The organism is Amycolatopsis sp. CFH S0740 (assembly GCF_004522315.1).
GTDB classification, from domain to species: domain Bacteria; phylum Actinomycetota; class Actinomycetes; order Mycobacteriales; family Pseudonocardiaceae; genus Amycolatopsis; species Amycolatopsis nivea.
The window spans coordinates 66762-82248 of record NZ_SDLS01000026.1; the positions used below are offsets into that span (position 1 = coordinate 66762).

A 15487-nucleotide genomic window follows, 5' to 3' on the forward strand; every position below is an offset into this window, starting at 1 on the left:
GCTGGCCTCGTGCAGGAAGAGTCCGATCTCGTCACCGGTGAGGCCGTCGTCCTCGACCTGCGGGTGGCGAAGCTCGCCAGCCGCGCGGTCGCGATGCTGCTCGACGTCCTCGTCCAGGCCGCGTTGCTGCTGCTCGTGCTCGTCGCGCTGATGCTGACCGCGGGGTCGTTCGACTCGGCGCTCACCGTGGCGCTGATGCTGACCGTGTTCGTGCTGGTGGTGATCGGCTATCCGGTGCTGTTCGAAACGCTCAGCCGCGGCCGTTCGCTCGGCAAACTCGCGCTCGGCCTGCGCGTGGTGCGCCTCGACGGCGGCCCGATCAGCTTCCGGCACGCGCTGACCCGCGCGCTCGCCGGTTTCTTCGTCGACTTCTGGGCGCTCGGCTTCCTCGGCGCGGTGGCCGTCATCGTGTCGCTGACGTCGTCGAACGGCCGGCGCGTCGGCGACTACCTCGCGGGCACCCTGGTGATCCGCGAACGCGTGCCGCAATCCGCGCAGGCGATTCTCGTGGTGCCGCCCGGTCTGGAGGCGTGGGCCGCGCACTTCGATCTCAGCGGCCTCACCGACGACCTCGCCATGGCCGCCCGTCAGTACCTCGGCCGCTACCACGAACTGCGCCCGGAAGCGGCCGCGTCGCTCGGTTTCGGCCTGGCGCAGCAGGTTTCCGCGGCGATCGGGGTGCCGATGCCGTACGGGATGCCGCCGTGGGTCTTCCTCACCGCGGTGCTGGCCGAACGCCGCAACCGCGACCACGCCCGGCTCGCGCCGATGCACTACGGCCCGCCGCCCGCCTCCGCTCCGCCGCCGGTCCAGCCTCCGGCACCGCCGAAGTCCGACAACCCCTTCACCCCGCCGAGCTGAGGACATGCTCGCCGACGACGTCACCGTCACTACCGCGCAGGACGGTCAGCTCACGGTCATCGAGCGCATCGTCACCGACGCCCCAGCCGTCCACCGCATCGCCGAACGCGTCCCGGTCACCGACGACGAGGACCGGCTTTACTCGATCACCGATCTGCAGGTCTCCGGTGCCGCTACCGCCGACGGAACGACGGTCACGATCACCGGGCCGGCGACCGTGAAGTACACAGTGGACGGTGCGGTCGCGGCTGGGCAGGTCCGGTTTCAGCTCACCGGAGGATGGGATCGGACGGTCGATCGGGTCACCGCCGCCTTCAGCGGGCCGGAAGTGTCCACTGCGGATTGTTACGCCGGTCAGCCGGGATCGTCTCGGCAATGCACGTTCTCGGAACTCCGGAGCGGGGGAGCGCACGCCGAACAGAACGGTCTGCGCCAAGGGGAACGGATCGATCTGGCGGTCCAAACCGGACCGTTGCCGGACAACGCCCGCTTTGTCCCGACTGGACCGCTCGCTGTTTTCGCGCCTGGATTTCCGACCGTCCTCAGTGGTCTCGCGTTAGTGCTCTACTTGCTCATCGGTGCCAGCGTGCTGCGTCGCCGCACCAGGCCGCGCGGCGAACTCGACCTCACCGGCACGGTCCTCGATCTCGTTGTCCGCGGGCATCTGCACATCGCCGACGGACAGGTCAGCCATGGCGAAGCCGATCCGCTCACACCGTTCGAGCAAGCGGTCAAGACCGCCTTCCCGCCGGGTCCGCTCGCTGCCGCGCGGCCGGATCAGGATGAGCTGCGCGCCCTTCTCGACGCCGAAGCGCATCGCCAGGGCTGGCTGTCCGCGAGGCAACCGCTCGTCCGCTGGGCCGGGCTCATCCTTGCCGCTGCGGGCATCGTGACGACCGTCGTCCTCGCCCTCACCGTCGGCGAGGCGCTGATCGGCGTCGCGCTCCTGATCGCTGGAATCGCCACCTTCGCCGCCGCTCCGCTGGTTCAACCCCGCCGTGGCCGCGCGCTGGGGACTCCCGCCGGACGAGGCGAATCACCGTTGGCGGCAGAGATCGGTGCGATCCAAGCCATGGCCGAACGACGCTCGGCGGTGTCCGCGCAATGAAACTCGCCGCGCTGCTGTTGATCCCGTTCCTCTCCGCGACACCCGCTGCGGCGCAAGACCAGCCGTCGCTGCCCGGCTTGCCGCAGAGCGTCGAAGTGGCCCTGAAAGTCCAGCGCGACGGCAGCCTCTCCGTCACCGAGGCGGTCTCGGTACCGCGCGACACCTCGATGACCCGTACCATTCCGTTGCGCACCAACGACCGCGTGCTCGGCATCCACGACATCAGCATCGAAGGCGCGGGCAACGCCGAATCCGGCAACGACCAGGTGACCTTCTATCTGCGTGGCGGAACGTCCGTGCTTCGGTACACAGTGGACGGTGCGGTCGGCACGAGCCTCGGCGTCGAGCACGTGACCTGGGACGTCGCCGGCGGCTGGGACACCCGCCTCGAACTGGTCCGCGCGACCTTCGCCGCGCCCGCCATCCCGGACGCGCTCAGCTGCCTCGCCGGTCCGCCCGGTTCGACGACCCGCTGCGGTGCCGCGCAGATCGACCACTCCGGCCTGACCCGCGTCTCGGTGCCGAAACTCGAGCCCGGCTCCCGCGTACAGCTGACCGCCGAACTCCCCGGCGGCACCGTCGCCGCAACCGAGAAGCTCATCCCCAGCGGCCCCTTCGCCGCGACCGCGTCAGTGTGGTGGGCCTGGCTGGCCTTCGCCGTCCTGTCGATCGCCGGTGCCGTCGCGGTGTACGTACGTCGCCGACGCGACCAACAGCCCGGCCGCGCCACCCCCGTACAGCTTCTCGACAACGGCCGCTTCTCTTCGCCGGACGGCGTGCTCCCTGGGCACGTAGGGCTGCTTCTCACCGGACGCGTCAGCTCCGTCGACCTAGCCGCGACAGTGCTGGACCTATGCGTCCGTAACTACCTATGGGTCAGCGAAGAAGGCCCGCGCAACTGGGTCCTCGTACGCCGCAACCCACCCGACGAGCACCTCACCGCCTTCGAGCGCGCGGTGTACACAGCCGCCGTGCCCGGCGAAGCCGCGACGCTCGCCGAAGTCCGCGAAGCGGGCGTACGCGAACTAGCCGCCGACACGGTCCGTCGCGGCTGGCGCTCCCCGAAGCGACTGTCGAAGATCGGCCCGCGGCTATGTGGGTACGGGGTCTTCCTCACCGTCCTGCTGGCCTTCACCGTCGGTTACGCACAACTCGGGTTGGTGCTTCTCGCCACCGGCATCGTGGTGACGGCAGCCGCGCGTCTCCTGCCGGAGCGGACGAAGGCCGGACTGGACCTCCGAGACCGCCTTCTCGGACTTAACGCACAGCTGCGCACGATGGAAGCGCCGGATGACGAACTGCTCGGCTCTCGCGCGCTCCCGTACGCGTACGCGCTGGGGGAAGCAGACGCTTGGCTAGTTAACGCTTGTTCGCTGTCGGCGTACTGGTACGGCAGCTCCGGCGAGGACGCCGTGCCGTTGGCGCGGACCAGCGGATTCGTGACCGCACTGACCGTCGCGTTCGAGGGCGCGAGGGACCTCCGACCGGACGAGCCGAAGACGCCCGCGCCTGCGTAGGGTGGAGGCATGGCCGATCCCGAGCTCTTCCGTTTCACGATCGACAACGGTCTGCGCGTGGTGCTCGCTCCTGACCCGACCGCGCCGGTGGTCGGGGTCAGCGTGCACTACGACGTGGGCTTCCGTTCCGAGCCGGAGGGGTTGACCGGTTTCGCGCACCTCTTCGAGCACCTGATGTTCCAGGGCAGCGAAAGCCTGGAGAAACTGGCGCACTTCCGGCACGTGCAGTCCAGCGGCGGCACCTTCAACGGTTCCACGCACCCGGACTACACCGACTACTACGAGGTGCTGCCCGCCGCGGCGCTGGAACGCGCGCTGTTCCTCGAGGCCGACCGGATGCGCGCGCCGAAGCTGACCGCGGAGAACCTGGCGAACCAGATCGAGGTCGTCAAGGAGGAAATCCGGCTGAACGTGCGCAACCGGCCGTACGGCGGATTCCCGTGGATCCTGCTGCCGCCGGTGCTGTACTCCACTTTCGCCAACGCGCACGACGGCTACGGCGCCTTCGAAGACCTCGAGGGCGCGACGCTGGACGACTGCGCCGCCTTCTTCGACACCTTCTACTCGCCGGCCAACGCGGTGCTGACCGTCGCGGGCGACTTCGAGGTGGAAGAGGCGAAGGCGCTGGTCCAGAAACACTTCGGCGACGTCCCGCACCGGCCGGCCCCGGTCCGTCCGTCGTTCTCCGAGCCGCTGCCCACCACGCAGCTGAACGGCGAGCACACCGACCCGCACGCGCCGCTGCCCGCGCTGGCCGTCGGCTACCGGATGCCGGACCCGATCAACGACCTCGACGGCTACCTCGCGTACCTGGTGCTGGCGGGCGTGCTCACCGACGGTGACGGTTCGCGGCTGCAGCAGCGGCTGGTGCACGTCGAACCGCTGGTGGTCGACGTCGGCGCGGGCGCCGGGCTCTTCGGCCCGTTCGAGGCGCGCGATCCGGACACGTTCACCATCACCGCGATCCACCCGCCGGACGTGCCGCGCGAGCGCGTGCTGGCCGCGCTGGACGAGGAGCTGGAGAAGCTCGCGTCCACGCCGCCGGACGACCAGGAGCTGAAGAAGGTCACCGCGCGCTGGGCGGCGAGCCTGCACGCGGAGCACGACCGGCTCGTGTCGCGCACCCTGGCGCTCGGCGCGTTCGAACTGCTCTACGGCGACGCGTCGCTGGTCTACCAGCTCGCCGACCGCCTGTCCGCGGTCTCCGGCGAGGCTGTGTCGGCGGCGGCGAAGGCGCTGCGCCCGGACGCGCGCGCCGTGCTCGTCGTGAAGCCCGCAAGCACCGAAGGGACGGAACAGTGACCTCGGCTGAACAGGTCAAAGCCGCACACCGCAGCGCCGAGGAGATCGGCCGCACCGCCGCCGGACCGCGTCCGCTGCCCGCGCTGGGGCACCAGCGCGCCGCCGCCGATCTGTCCCATGTGGACACCACGCTGTCCAACGGGCTGCGCGTGCTCGCGGTGCGCAAGGCGAGCGTCCCGATGGTCGAACTGCGGCTGTGGATCCCGTTCGCGGGCGAGGACCGGATGCACGCGGCCACCGCCGAAGTGCTCGCGGAAACCGTGCTCACCGGCACCGCGCGGCGCGACCGGGTGGAGATCGACGCCGAGGTCGCGCTGATCGGCGGCGACCTCAACGCGGGCGTGGACCCGGAGCGGCTGTACTTCGGCGGCACCGCGCTGTCCGACGGCCTGCCGACGCTGCTGGACGTGCTCGGCGACGTGCTCACCGGAGCCACGTACGGCGACGCGGAGGTCGCCCGCGAGCGGGAGCGGCTGATCGAGCGCATCGCGGTGTCGCGGACGCAGCCGCGCACCATCGCGCGCGAAGCACTGCAGAAGCACCGGTACGGCGACCACCCGGCCACTCGCGAGGTTCCGCAGGCCGAGGACGTCGCCGAGGTGACTCCCGAGCAGGTGCGTGCGCTGCACAACGCTTCGGTGCTGCCGCGCGGTGCGGTGCTCGTGCTGGTCGGAGACCTTGACCCGCAAGAGGTTCCGGCCGAACTGGAGCGCGCGCTCGGCGGCTGGAAGTCGGACCGTTCGGCCGTGGTGCTGCCGCCGCTGCCCGCGCTGACCGGCGGCAACGTCCTGCTGGTTCCGCGTGCCGGCGCGGTGCAGTCGCAGATCCGGCTGTCCGCGCAGACGGTGCCGCGCGTCGACCCGCGGTACCCGGCGCTGCAGCTGGCGAACCTGGCGTTCGGCGGGTACTTCTCCTCGCGGCTGGTGGAAAACATCCGCGAGGACAAGGGATACACCTACGGCGCGCACTCCGGTTTCGAGTTCACCGGCGACACCGCAGTGGTCAATGTGGACGCGGACACCGCCAACGAGGTCACCGCGGCGGCGTACCTGGAAACCCGCTACGAGCTGTTCCGGCTCGGCACCGTGCCGCCGACGGCCGAAGAGGTCGAATCGGTGCGGCAGTACGCGATGGGCTCGCTCGTCACCGGCACGTCGTCGCAGGGCGGGCTCGCCGGGCAGCTGATGGCGCTGGCCTCGAACGGCCTCGGCATCGAATGGCTGCAGAGCCACCCGGAGCGGCTCGCGGCGGTCACCGCGGAGCAGGTCGCCGAAGCCGCGGCGGAGTTCTTCGCGCCGGGCCGCTTCACCGGAGTCGTGGTCGGCGACGCGGACCTGCTCACGCCGAAGCTGGCCGCGCTCGGAGTTTCCACCAGCGAGAAGGACTGATGAGCGTTCCGTTCGAACTAGGGGCACTGCCGACCCTGTCGCGTTCCACAGTGGACCGGCAGGAAACCTTGCGCACCAACCCGGAGCGGCTCGCCGCGAAATGGTCGGAAGCCCGCGTGGTGCTGCTCGACGACACCGGCCGCACGCCGGTCCTCGAGGGCGGCTCATCGCTGGCCACCCGCAAGGCGATGGACTTCGGCACCGAACCGCCCGCCGACGCGGTGTTCCTCGGCGAGTGGGAGGACGTCGACTACTGGTCGCTGCCCGGCTCCATCGAGGGCGACGTCGACAGCGTCCGGCTGGCGGGCAGCTGGGGCGTGATCGAAGAGGTCCCGCGCGCCAACGGCGAGCTGTGGGTCGAACTGCGCGGCTACGGCGAGCAGCTGGACGACACGTCGGCCGGGCTGTTCACCACCGCGCAGGCGCTGCGGCACTGGCGGCGGCAGTCGCGCTTCTGCACCCGCGACGGCTCGCCGACGCAGCTGATCCAGTTCGGCTGGGCCAGCCGCTGCGAAGCCAAGGGACACGAGGAATACCCGCGCACCGACCCGGCGGTGATCTGCCTGGTGCACGACCTCGACTGCGTCAACGGTTCGCACGTGCTGCTCGCGCGCCAGCCGATCTGGCCGCCGGACCGGTACTCGGTGCTCGCCGGATTCGTGGAGGCGGGGGAGTCCCTGGAGGGCTGCGTCGTCCGCGAAATCCGCGAGGAGGCCGGGATCGAGGTCGGGGACGTGCGGTATCTCGGCAGCCAGCCGTGGCCGTTCCCGCGCTCGATCATGCTGGGCTTCACCGCGCGCGCGGACCGCAACGCGCCGCTGGTCCCGGCCGAGGGCGAGATCGAGGAAGCCCTGTGGGTGTCCCGTGAGGACGTCCGGGCCGCGTTCCGCAACGCCGGAACCGGAGTGCCGACGCCGATCGCCGGTGGCGCGTCGAATCTGCTGCTGCCGGGGAACTCGTCGATCGCCCGCGTGATGTTGAAAGCGTGGGCGGAAGCCGAGGAGTAACTCTCCCGCGATGCGAGCCTCTGGGCCTCGTGAGCGGCGACGCCGGTTCTAACCGGTCTAGCCACTCACGAGGCCCAGTTGCGTTGCGGCCTCCCCGCCCCGGACCACGCCCTGCCCGCGGTCCGCCTCGGCCAACCCTGCGCGTTCGCCTGGTCACCCTGCGCCCAGCGCGGACATCCCGCGGTATCAAGCCGTTACCGCGCTGTTTCCCGAGCCCATTGACGCCGTGTGGCCGCGCTCACTACAGTCCCGGAAAACCGTCTGTAAAGTTTCCTAATAAAGGAGCAGCCAGGTGCGAGCCGGCAGTCCGCGAACGTTGCGCGAGATGAACGACCGCGCGGCGATCGAGGCGTTGCTGCGGAACGGGCCGCTCACGCGGGCCGAGCTGGAGGCCGCCATCGGGTTGTCCAAACCCGCCACCGCGCAGCTGCTCACCCGGCTTGAGCAGGACAATCTCGTCGGCAAAGCCGGGGAGCGCGCCGGCGGCGGACGCGGGCCGCGCGCCCAGCTGTGGGCGGTCAACGGGGCCCTCGCGCACGTCGCGGCCGTCGACCTCACCCCGCGGGTCGCGGACTTCGTGGTCGCCGACGTCGCCGGGGCAGTGCTCGCCGAGTACCGCGTGCAGCTTCCGGTGGCCGAGGACGCCGACGTCGTCGGCTCGTTCGGGCAGGCGCTGCGCCGGGTCACCAAGGCCGCGGGCATGCAGCTCGACGATCTGGCCAATGTGGTCATCGGCGCGCAGGGCGCGTTCGACCCGCGCACCGGATTGCTGTCCTCGGCCCCGCACATCCCGGGCTGGCTCGGATTCAACGTGCCGAAGCGGCTGAGCGACGAACTCGGCGTGACGGTCAAGATCGAAAACGACGTAAACCTTGTCGCCGTTGAGGAAATGACCGTCGGCAACGCGCAGGACGTCGACGACTTCGTGCTGGTGTGGCTGTCCGAGGGCGTCGGCGGCGCGGTCGTCATCGGACGGCGGCTGCTGCGCGGCGCGACTGGTGGCGGCGGCGAGATCGACTGGATGCGCGTTCCCGATCCGGCCACTGTGGACACTGGCGACAGCTGGCCGTCGGCCGGAGCCCGGTACGGCAACCTGGTCGACTCGTCCGCGATCGTCCGGCTCGCGAAGGCGCACGGCATCTCCGCGGACAGCGGATGGGACGCCGTCACCCAGGCGCGACGCGTTGCCCACCAAGGGTTCCTGGACGATCTCGCGCGGCGCGTCGCCAGCGGGGTCGCCAGCCTCGTCGCGGTCGCCGACCCGCAGCTCATCCTGCTGTGCGGCGAGACCAGCCGCGCCGGCGGCGACGAGTTCGCCGGGATCGTCGCGGAAAAACTGCACGAACTTGTCCTGCCGCGCACGCCGGTCGGCGTCGCTTCGGTGCAGGGCAACGCGGTGCGCGCCGGTGCGTTGCAGTCCGCGCTCGCCACCGCCCGTGAGGACGTCTTCGGCGTCGTCACCCCCACGCTCCTCGGGCCGCGTCGGTCCGCCGGAGAGCAAGCCCCGTCCCCGACCGAGTAGACCCACCCGATGGACAGGAGGGTTCATGTCCGCTCCCACCCGCATCCGGGGTCTCGCGCGCAAGCGCGGATCCCTGGTGCTCAGCGCTCTCGCGGCGAGCACGCTGCTGGCGACCGCCGCGTGCGGCGCCGCCGCGCCCGCAGGCGGCGGTGACGCCGCGGCCCCGCCGAACAAGGACGACAAGCTCACCATCACCGTCTACAGCAAGTTCACCGACCGCGAGTACGGCGTGGTCACGAAGGCGCTGGACAAGCTCAAGGCGAAGTTCCCCAACATCACCATCAAGCACGAGGGGAACCAGGACGACGACAAGCTCACCCAGTCGATCCGCGGCGGCAACCCGCCGGACGTGGCGATCTCGTTCTACACCGACAACCTCGGCGCGTGGTGCTCGACCGGCAGCTTCCAGGACCTGAAGCCCTACATCGAGCGCGACAAGATCGACCTCGAGCAAATCCCGCAGGCGGTCCGCGACTACACGTCGTACCAGGGCAAGCGGTGCGCGATGCCGATGCTCGCCGACGTGTACGGGTTCTTCTACAACAAGACGCAGTTCGCGGCCAAGGGCATCGCAGGCCCGCCGAAGAACACCACCGAACTGTTCGAGGACGTCAAGAAGCTCACCGAGTTCAACCCCGACGGTTCGATCAAGACCGCGGGCTTCCTGCCGTCGATGCCGTTCTACGCCAACCAGGCGCAGTACTGGGCGCCGAACTTCGGGGCCAAGTTCATGGGCCCGGACGGGAAATCGTCGCTCGCTTCCAGCCCCGGCTGGAAGGAGATGTTCCAGTTCCAGAAGAAGCTCATCGACTTCTACGGCGGGCACGAGAAGGTCGAGAAGTTCAAGGCCGGTCTCGGCGACGAATACTCGAAGGACAACGGTTTCCAGACCGGCAAGCTTTCGATGATCTACGACGGCGAATTCCGCACCGCGTTCATCAAGGACCAGGTGCCCTCGCTCGACTACGGCACCGCGCCCGCGCCGGTGCTCGACAGCCTGGCCGGCCAGTACGGCGGCGGGTTCGGCACCGGCACGATCATCGCGATCCCGAAGGGCGCGAAGAACCCCGGCGCGGCGTGGGAGCTGATCAAGCAGGCCTCGCTCGACACCGACACCCTCGTCGAGATGGCCAACGGCCTCAACAACGTGCCCAGCACCAAGGATTCGCTGAACTCGCCGAACCTGAAGATGCCGCCGCAGTTCAAGACCTTCACCGACATCTACAACAGCGGCAAGCTGGTCGCCAACCCGACGACGCCGATCGGCGACGCGTTCCTCAAGGCGGTCAACGACTTCGCCGAGAAGTGGCAGGCCGGGTCGGTGCCTGATCTGGACGCGGGCCTCAAGAAGGTCGACGCGCAGATCAACGACGAACTGGCGCAGAAGGGCGCCGGCGGATGACCACGCTGACCGCAGCGGAAACCGGAACCCCCTCCGCGCCGAACCAGGCGCGGCGGGGGTCTCCCCGGGCCAAGCGCAGGCGCACGGTGTTCTGGTTCATGGCGCCGGCGACCATCGGGTTTCTCATCTTCTTCGCCTACCCGCTCGGCGCGACGCTGTTCTACTCGTTCACCCGCTACGACTTGATCAACCCTCCGCAGTGGATCGGGTTCGACAACTACGTGCGCATGTTCACCAGCGAGCCGCTGGTGAAAACCGCCGCGTACAACACGTTGTGGCTGGTGATCATCCTGACCGTCTGCCGGGTGCTGTTCTCGCTCGGCGTCGCGTCGGTGATTTCGCGGCTGAAGTCGGGCGTCGGCATCGTCCGCACGCTCTGCTACCTGCCCGCGCTCGCCCCGCCGGCGGCCGCGACGCTCGCGTTCGTCTTCGTGTTCAACCCGGAATTCGGTCCGGTGAACCGGTTCCTGCGGTTCGTGGGCATCGACGGCGGATTGTGGTTCAACAGCCCGGAAATGTCGAAGCCCGCGCTGACTCTGCTCGCGCTGTGGGGTTCGGGCGAGCTGATGATCATCATCCTGGCCGCGTTGCTGGACGTCCCGCAGGAGCAGTACGAGGCCGCGGAACTCGACGGGGCCGGCCCGGTGCGCCGGTTCTGGCACGTGACGCTGCCGTCGATCTCTCCGGTGCTGCTGTTCGGCGTGGTCAACTCGATGATCTACGCACTGCAGTTCTTCACCCAAGCGATCGTCGCCGCGTCCGCTTCCGCGGGCACCGCGGACGTCGCGGGGAACTCGAAACTGATCGGTGCGCCGGAAAACTCGACGCTGACGTATCCGATCTGGCTGTACGTACAGGGTTTCCGGTACTTCAACATGGGTTACGCGGCGGCGATGGCCGTGCTGCTGTTCCTGGTTTCCGCGGGCTTCACCTGGATTCTCGTGCGGCAGATGCGTAAGACGCAACATCAGGAGGACGGAGCATGACGACGCTTTCGGCACCGCCGCGTCCGGCTCCTCCGGTGCATCCGCGGGAGAAGTTCAAGCGGCGCTGGGACAAGAAACTGTCCTTTGTGGCCACGCACGCGGTCGGCATCGCACTCGGCGTGATCTTCATGCTGCCGTTGCTGTTCGTCTTCCTCACCTCGGTGATGAAGAGCGACCAGGCGATGACGTCGAGCCTGTGGCCCACCGAATGGCATTTCGAGAACTTCGTCGAGGTGTTCCGGAAGGCCCCGTTGCTGGAGTACTTCGGCAACAGTTTCCTGTATTCGGCGCTGGCGACGATCGGGGCGCTGGTCTCGGCGATCCCGGCGGCGTACGGGCTGGCGAAACTGCGGTGGCGCGGGCAGAACCTGTGCTTCATGCTCGTCGTGGTCGCGATGATGCTGCCGCCGCAGGTCACCGTCGTCCCGCTGTACGACCTGTGGGTGCGGCTCGGGTTCACCGGCACGCTGGTGCCGCTCATCGTGCCGTACTTCTTCTTCGACGCCTTCTCGATCTTCCTGCTGCGGCAGTTCTTCCTCACCATTCCGAAGGACTACCTCGAAGCGGCGAAGATCGACGGCTGCAACGAGTTCCGGGTGCTCACGCGGGTGCTGATCCCGATGGCGAAGCCGGGGATCGCGGCCACCGCGATGTTCTGCTTCCTGTTCACCTGGAACGACTATTTCGGCCCGCTGCTCTACACGGGCGAGAACAAAGACAACTGGCCGCTTTCACTGGCGATCGCGTCCTTCCGAGGCATGCACCACGTCGAATGGAACCTCACGATGGCCGCCACCGCGCTGATCATGCTGCCGGTGATCGTGCTGTTCGTGTTCGCGCAGAAGTCGTTCGTCAAGGGCATCACGTTCACGGGAGTCAAGGGATGAAACTGGCAGTGGTCGGCGGTGGGTCCACCTACACGCCGGAGCTGATCGACGGCATCGCCGGACGGCGGGCCTCGCTCGACGTCGACGAGATCGTGCTGATCGACCCGGACGCCTACCGGGTCGAGGCGGTCGGCGATTTCAGCCAGCGGCTGCTGAACCACGCGGGGCATTCGGCCCGCGTGCGCACGACGGCGAACCTCGAGGACGGCGTCGACGGCGCGTCGGCGGTCCTGATTCAGTTGCGTGTCGGCGGTCAGAAGGCACGCGCGTCGGACGAGACGTTCCCGCACATGTGCGGTTGTGTCGGCCAGGAGACGACCGGTGCGGGCGGTCTGGCGAAGGCGCTGCGCACGGTGCCGGTGGTGCTCGACATCGCCGAACGCGTGCGCAAGGTCGCCGGTGACGACACCTGGATCGTCAACTTCACCAACCCGGTCGGCATCGTCACCCGTGCGCTGTTGCAGGAGGGGCACCGCGCGGTCGGCCTCTGCAACGTCGCGATCAACCTGCAGCGCAAGTTCGCGAAGCTGCTCGGTGCTTCGACCGGCGACGTCAAGCTGGTCCACACTGGACTGAATCACCTGAGCTGGGAGCGCGGCGTCCTGGTCGACGGCGTCGACCGGCTGCCGGAACTCCTTGCCCAGCACGCGGAATACCTCGGCGAGGAGGTCAGCGTTCCGGTCGAGTGGATGCAGCGGATGCAGGCAGTGCCGTCGTACTACCTCAAGTACTACTACTCGCACGACGCGCAGGTCGCGAAGCAGCAGACCGAGCGTCCGCGCGCCGAGGTGGTCAGCGACGTCGAGGAAGAACTGCTGAAGATCTACCTCGACCCGGAGCAGGTCACGAAGCCGGAATCGCTGGAGAAGCGCGGCGGTGCCTACTACTCGGAGGCGGCGGTGCAGCTCGTGCACGCGCTCACTTCGGGCGGTGCCGCCGAGGAGCACGTGGTGAACGTCCGCAACAACGGCACGTTCGATTTCCTCCCGGACGACGCGGTGATCGAGGTTTCGTCCACTGTGGATTCCGCGGGCGCGACCCCGATTCCGCAGTCTCCGGTGGACCCGCGGTTCGCCGGGCTGATCGCCGGGGTCACCGCGTACGAGTACCTGGCTCTGGACGCCGCGATCAAGGGCGGCCGGGACCGGGTCGCGGACGCGCTGCTCGCGCACCCGCTGGTCGGCCAGTACACCAAGGCGGACCAGCTCGCGGACGAACTCGTCGCACGCAACCGGGATTTCCTGCCCTGGGCGCGGGCATGAGCGACACCGTCGTCGCGATCGACGGGGGGAACAGCAAGACCGAGGTGCTGGTGGTTTCGCGGGACGGCGTCGTGCTCGGCGCTTCCCGCGGCCGCGGCGTTTCTCCCCAGCGGGTCGGAGTCGACGGATGCGTTGCCGCACTTGAGGAGTTTGTCCAGGAAGCCCTCCGCTCCGGCGGCTTGCCCGCTGAACCGCCGTTCGCCGTGCACACCTCGGCGTACCTAGCGGGCCTCGACTTCCCCCGGGAAGAAGCGGCACTGCACAAGGCTTTGTCGGCACGCGGGTGGAGTTCCACTTTGGACGTCGGCAACGACGTGCTCGCGCTGCTGAGGGCGGGAAGTTCCGACGGCACCGGGGTAGCGGTGGTGTGCGGCGCTGGGATCAACGGCGCTGGCTTCGCCCCGGACGGCCGATCCTACCGTTTTCCCGCCCTGGGCAAGGTTTCCGGCGACTGGGGCGGCGGCTACCGGCTAGGTGAGGAGGCCCTGTGGTGGGCCGTCCGCGCCGAGGACGGCCGGGGTCCGCGGACAGCGCTGGAATCGGCGGTCGCGGAGTATTACGGTGCCTCGACGCTGCTGGATGTGGTACAGGGCCTGCACTTCGAGGAGATCGACGCCGCCTCGATCCACGGCCTCTGCCCGCTGCTGTTCGAGGTGGCCGCGGCTGGCGACGAGGTCGCGCAGGACGTGGTGACGCGGTTCGCCGAGGAAGTGAGCCTGCTGGTGGCCGCGATCATGCGCCGCCTGGACCTCACGACGTCGGCCCCCGAGGTCATCCTCGGCGGCGGCGTGCTGACCGGCGTCGGCGCGTCCGTGATCGCGGACATCGAACGCCGCTGCTTGAAGGTGGCGCCGCGGGCGCAGGTGCGCGTGGTGGAGGTGAACCCGGTGGTCGGTGCTGCGCTGTTCGGTTTGGACAAGCTCGGGGCTTCCGACGATGCGAAGGCTGCGTTGAAGGCCGCGACGCAACGCGCGTGAGTTTTGGGGTGGCTGCTCGAAAGCAGCCACCCCTGCCTCGCCTCAGGCGGTGAGGTTCTTGCCCGTCTCGAGTACGGACTTCAGGTCAGACAGGACCCACGCCCAGCCGCCGCCCGCGTTGATGTCTTCGTGCTGACCGGACACGAGCGCCGCTGCTTGAAAGTGGCGCCGCGGGCGCAGGTGCGGGTGGTGGAGGTGAACCCGGTGGTCGGTGCCGCGCTGTTCGGTTTGGACAAGCTCGGGGCTTCCGACGACGCGAAGGCTGCGTTGAAGGCCGCGACGCAACGCGCGTGAGTTTTGGGGTGGCTGCTCGAAAGCAGCCACCCCACCCTCGCCTCAGGCGGTGAGGTTCTTCCCCGTCTCGAGCACGGACTTCAGGTCGGACAACACCCACGCCCAGCCGCCGCCTGCGTTCTCGCCCGGACCGGCGTTGATGTCTTCGTGCTGGCCGGACACGAGCGCCGCGTGGTTCGGTGCGCCGGTGACGTCGTGGGTGACGGTGAGCCGGGTGCCCGCGGTCTGGGTTTCCTCGATGTCGTAGGTGAGCGTGGTGTACGGCTCGGCCACGAGGCTCGGGTCCATCTGCAGTTTCCAGGTGATCACCAGCTTGCGCGGCGGATCGACCTCGAGCACTTCGCCGTCGAGGAGATCATTGGTGACGCCCAAATCGATGAACTCTTGCGTCGGCCTGGCGCGGTGCTTGCCGCCGCGCTTGAGGTCGAACTCGGCCAGGCCGGTGTAGCCGTACTTCGCGGTCCATTCCGGCTTGGTGACGGCGTCCCACACCGCCTGCGGGGAGGCCTTGATGTAGACGCGGTTGACCAGCACAGTCGTGGTGTCGCTCATGGTCCGGGCTCCTTCTGGGATTCTTCGGCTTCGATCTGGGCCTTGAGGTCCAGCAGTGCCGCGGTGTGGTGTGCGGTGTACTTGTCGATCCAGCGGTCGTGGATCTGGCGGATCGGGACCGGGTTCAGGAAATGCCGTTTCTCCCGGCCCTCCTTGCGCGAGACGACCAGCTCGGCCTCCTCGAGCAGCTTGAGGTGTTTCATCACCCCGAACCGGGTCATGTCCACTTCGGACTCCAGCTCGGTGAGCGTGCGGCCGTCGCGCTCGTAGAGCAGGTCGAGCAGGAACCGGCGGGTCGGATCCGCCAGAGCCTTGAAAACCAGGTCCTCGTCGGGCACGCACCGAGAATAGGTGACCAAAAGGTCACATGTCAACCAGAAGAACGGCCGCTGGGCTTCCAACGAGGGAAACCCAGCGGCCGG

Annotated in this window: 14 protein-coding genes; 12 read left to right on the plus strand and 2 right to left on the minus strand. The window is 68.8% G+C overall.

Annotated elements, in window-relative coordinates; translation table 11 throughout:
* Positions 1-9: 9 nt before the first annotated feature.
* The 12 genes from EIZ45_RS33865 to EIZ45_RS33920 all read left to right on the plus strand — a co-directional run bounded on the left by EIZ45_RS33865 (position 10) and on the right by EIZ45_RS33920 (position 14219).
* On the plus strand, positions 10-861 hold the full coding sequence (locus tag EIZ45_RS33865) for an RDD family protein (RefSeq protein ID WP_134668900.1): 852 nt from the start codon (positions 10-12) through the stop codon (positions 859-861).
* Between the two features lie 4 nt (positions 862-865).
* Positions 866-1969 (plus strand): hypothetical protein, encoded by a 1104-nt coding sequence (locus tag EIZ45_RS33870; RefSeq protein WP_134668898.1) that lies wholly within the window; start codon positions 866-868, stop codon positions 1967-1969.
* Positions 1966-3486 carry a DUF2207 domain-containing protein gene (locus EIZ45_RS33875; protein WP_134668896.1) on the plus strand — a complete coding sequence of 507 codons (1521 nt, stop codon included), beginning with the start codon at positions 1966-1968 and terminating at the stop codon, positions 3484-3486. The genes EIZ45_RS33870 and EIZ45_RS33875 overlap by 4 nt, the downstream gene beginning before the upstream one ends.
* Positions 3487-3495: 9 nt before the next feature.
* Complete coding sequence (locus EIZ45_RS33880; protein ID WP_037815800.1) at positions 3496-4788, plus strand: pitrilysin family protein; 1293 nt, start codon at positions 3496-3498, stop codon at positions 4786-4788.
* A complete protein-coding gene (locus EIZ45_RS33885) occupies positions 4785-6176 on the plus strand; it encodes a pitrilysin family protein (protein WP_134668894.1) in 1392 nt (463 codons plus the stop codon). The genes EIZ45_RS33880 and EIZ45_RS33885 overlap by 4 nt, the downstream gene beginning before the upstream one ends.
* The gene (gene nudC, locus EIZ45_RS33890; protein ID WP_134668892.1) at positions 6176-7183 is read left to right on the plus strand and encodes an NAD(+) diphosphatase; all 1008 of its coding nucleotides are present in this window, start codon (positions 6176-6178) and stop codon (positions 7181-7183) included. The genes EIZ45_RS33885 and nudC overlap by 1 nt, the downstream gene beginning before the upstream one ends.
* Before the next feature lie 325 nt (positions 7184-7508).
* The gene (locus EIZ45_RS33895; RefSeq protein ID WP_037816374.1) at positions 7509-8705 is read left to right on the plus strand and encodes an ROK family transcriptional regulator; all 1197 of its coding nucleotides are present in this window, start codon (positions 7509-7511) and stop codon (positions 8703-8705) included.
* Positions 8706-8730: 25 nt separating this feature from the next.
* Positions 8731-10107 carry an extracellular solute-binding protein gene (locus EIZ45_RS33900; RefSeq protein ID WP_043834947.1) on the plus strand — a complete coding sequence of 459 codons (1377 nt, stop codon included), beginning with the start codon at positions 8731-8733 and terminating at the stop codon, positions 10105-10107.
* Positions 10104-11093 carry a carbohydrate ABC transporter permease gene (locus tag EIZ45_RS33905; protein WP_037815791.1) on the plus strand — a complete coding sequence of 330 codons (990 nt, stop codon included), beginning with the start codon at positions 10104-10106 and terminating at the stop codon, positions 11091-11093. The genes EIZ45_RS33900 and EIZ45_RS33905 overlap by 4 nt, the downstream gene beginning before the upstream one ends.
* Complete coding sequence (locus tag EIZ45_RS33910; RefSeq protein ID WP_037815788.1) at positions 11090-11980, plus strand: carbohydrate ABC transporter permease; 891 nt, start codon at positions 11090-11092, stop codon at positions 11978-11980. The genes EIZ45_RS33905 and EIZ45_RS33910 overlap by 4 nt, the downstream gene beginning before the upstream one ends.
* Positions 11977-13242: a 6-phospho-beta-glucosidase gene (locus tag EIZ45_RS33915; RefSeq protein ID WP_134668889.1), complete on the plus strand. Its 1266-nt coding sequence runs from the start codon at positions 11977-11979 to the stop codon at positions 13240-13242. The genes EIZ45_RS33910 and EIZ45_RS33915 overlap by 4 nt, the downstream gene beginning before the upstream one ends.
* Entirely contained in the window at positions 13239-14219 is a 981-nt protein-coding gene (locus EIZ45_RS33920) for an N-acetylglucosamine kinase (protein ID WP_134736097.1), read from the plus strand. Before EIZ45_RS33915 ends, EIZ45_RS33920 begins: the two co-directional genes overlap by 4 nt.
* Before the next feature lie 336 nt (positions 14220-14555).
* Here EIZ45_RS33920 and EIZ45_RS33935 read toward each other — a convergent pair whose 3' ends face one another.
* On the minus strand, positions 14556-15065 hold the full coding sequence (locus tag EIZ45_RS33935) for an SRPBCC domain-containing protein (RefSeq protein ID WP_134734159.1): 510 nt from the start codon (positions 15063-15065) through the stop codon (positions 14556-14558).
* A complete protein-coding gene (locus EIZ45_RS33940) occupies positions 15062-15403 on the minus strand; it encodes a helix-turn-helix transcriptional regulator (protein ID WP_134669386.1) in 342 nt (113 codons plus the stop codon). Before EIZ45_RS33940 ends, EIZ45_RS33935 begins: the two co-directional genes overlap by 4 nt.
* Between the last annotated feature and the right edge of the window lie 84 nt (positions 15404-15487).

What these genes read in the sequence shown, in the direction of transcription:
- EIZ45_RS33870 (WP_134668898.1), top strand. Translation starts at nt 866, where the DNA reads ATGCTCGCCGACGACGTCACCGTCACTACCGCGCAGGACGGTCAGCTC.
- EIZ45_RS33875 (WP_134668896.1), top strand. Translation starts at nt 1,966, where the DNA reads ATGAAACTCGCCGCGCTGCTGTTGATCCCGTTCCTCTCCGCGACACCC.
- EIZ45_RS33880 (WP_037815800.1), top strand. Translation starts at nt 3,496, where the DNA reads ATGGCCGATCCCGAGCTCTTCCGTTTCACGATCGACAACGGTCTGCGC.
- nudC (WP_134668892.1), top strand. Translation starts at nt 6,176, where the DNA reads ATGAGCGTTCCGTTCGAACTAGGGGCACTGCCGACCCTGTCGCGTTCC.
- EIZ45_RS33895 (WP_037816374.1), top strand. Translation starts at nt 7,509, where the DNA reads ATGAACGACCGCGCGGCGATCGAGGCGTTGCTGCGGAACGGGCCGCTC.
- EIZ45_RS33900 (WP_043834947.1), top strand. Translation starts at nt 8,731, where the DNA reads ATGTCCGCTCCCACCCGCATCCGGGGTCTCGCGCGCAAGCGCGGATCC.
- EIZ45_RS33905 (WP_037815791.1), top strand. Translation starts at nt 10,104, where the DNA reads ATGACCACGCTGACCGCAGCGGAAACCGGAACCCCCTCCGCGCCGAAC.
- EIZ45_RS33910 (WP_037815788.1), top strand. Translation starts at nt 11,090, where the DNA reads ATGACGACGCTTTCGGCACCGCCGCGTCCGGCTCCTCCGGTGCATCCG.
- EIZ45_RS33915 (WP_134668889.1), top strand. Translation starts at nt 11,977, where the DNA reads ATGAAACTGGCAGTGGTCGGCGGTGGGTCCACCTACACGCCGGAGCTG.
- EIZ45_RS33920 (WP_134736097.1), top strand. Translation starts at nt 13,239, where the DNA reads ATGAGCGACACCGTCGTCGCGATCGACGGGGGGAACAGCAAGACCGAG.
- EIZ45_RS33935 (WP_134734159.1), bottom strand. Translation starts at nt 15,065, where the DNA reads ATGAGCGACACCACGACTGTGCTGGTCAACCGCGTCTACATCAAGGCC.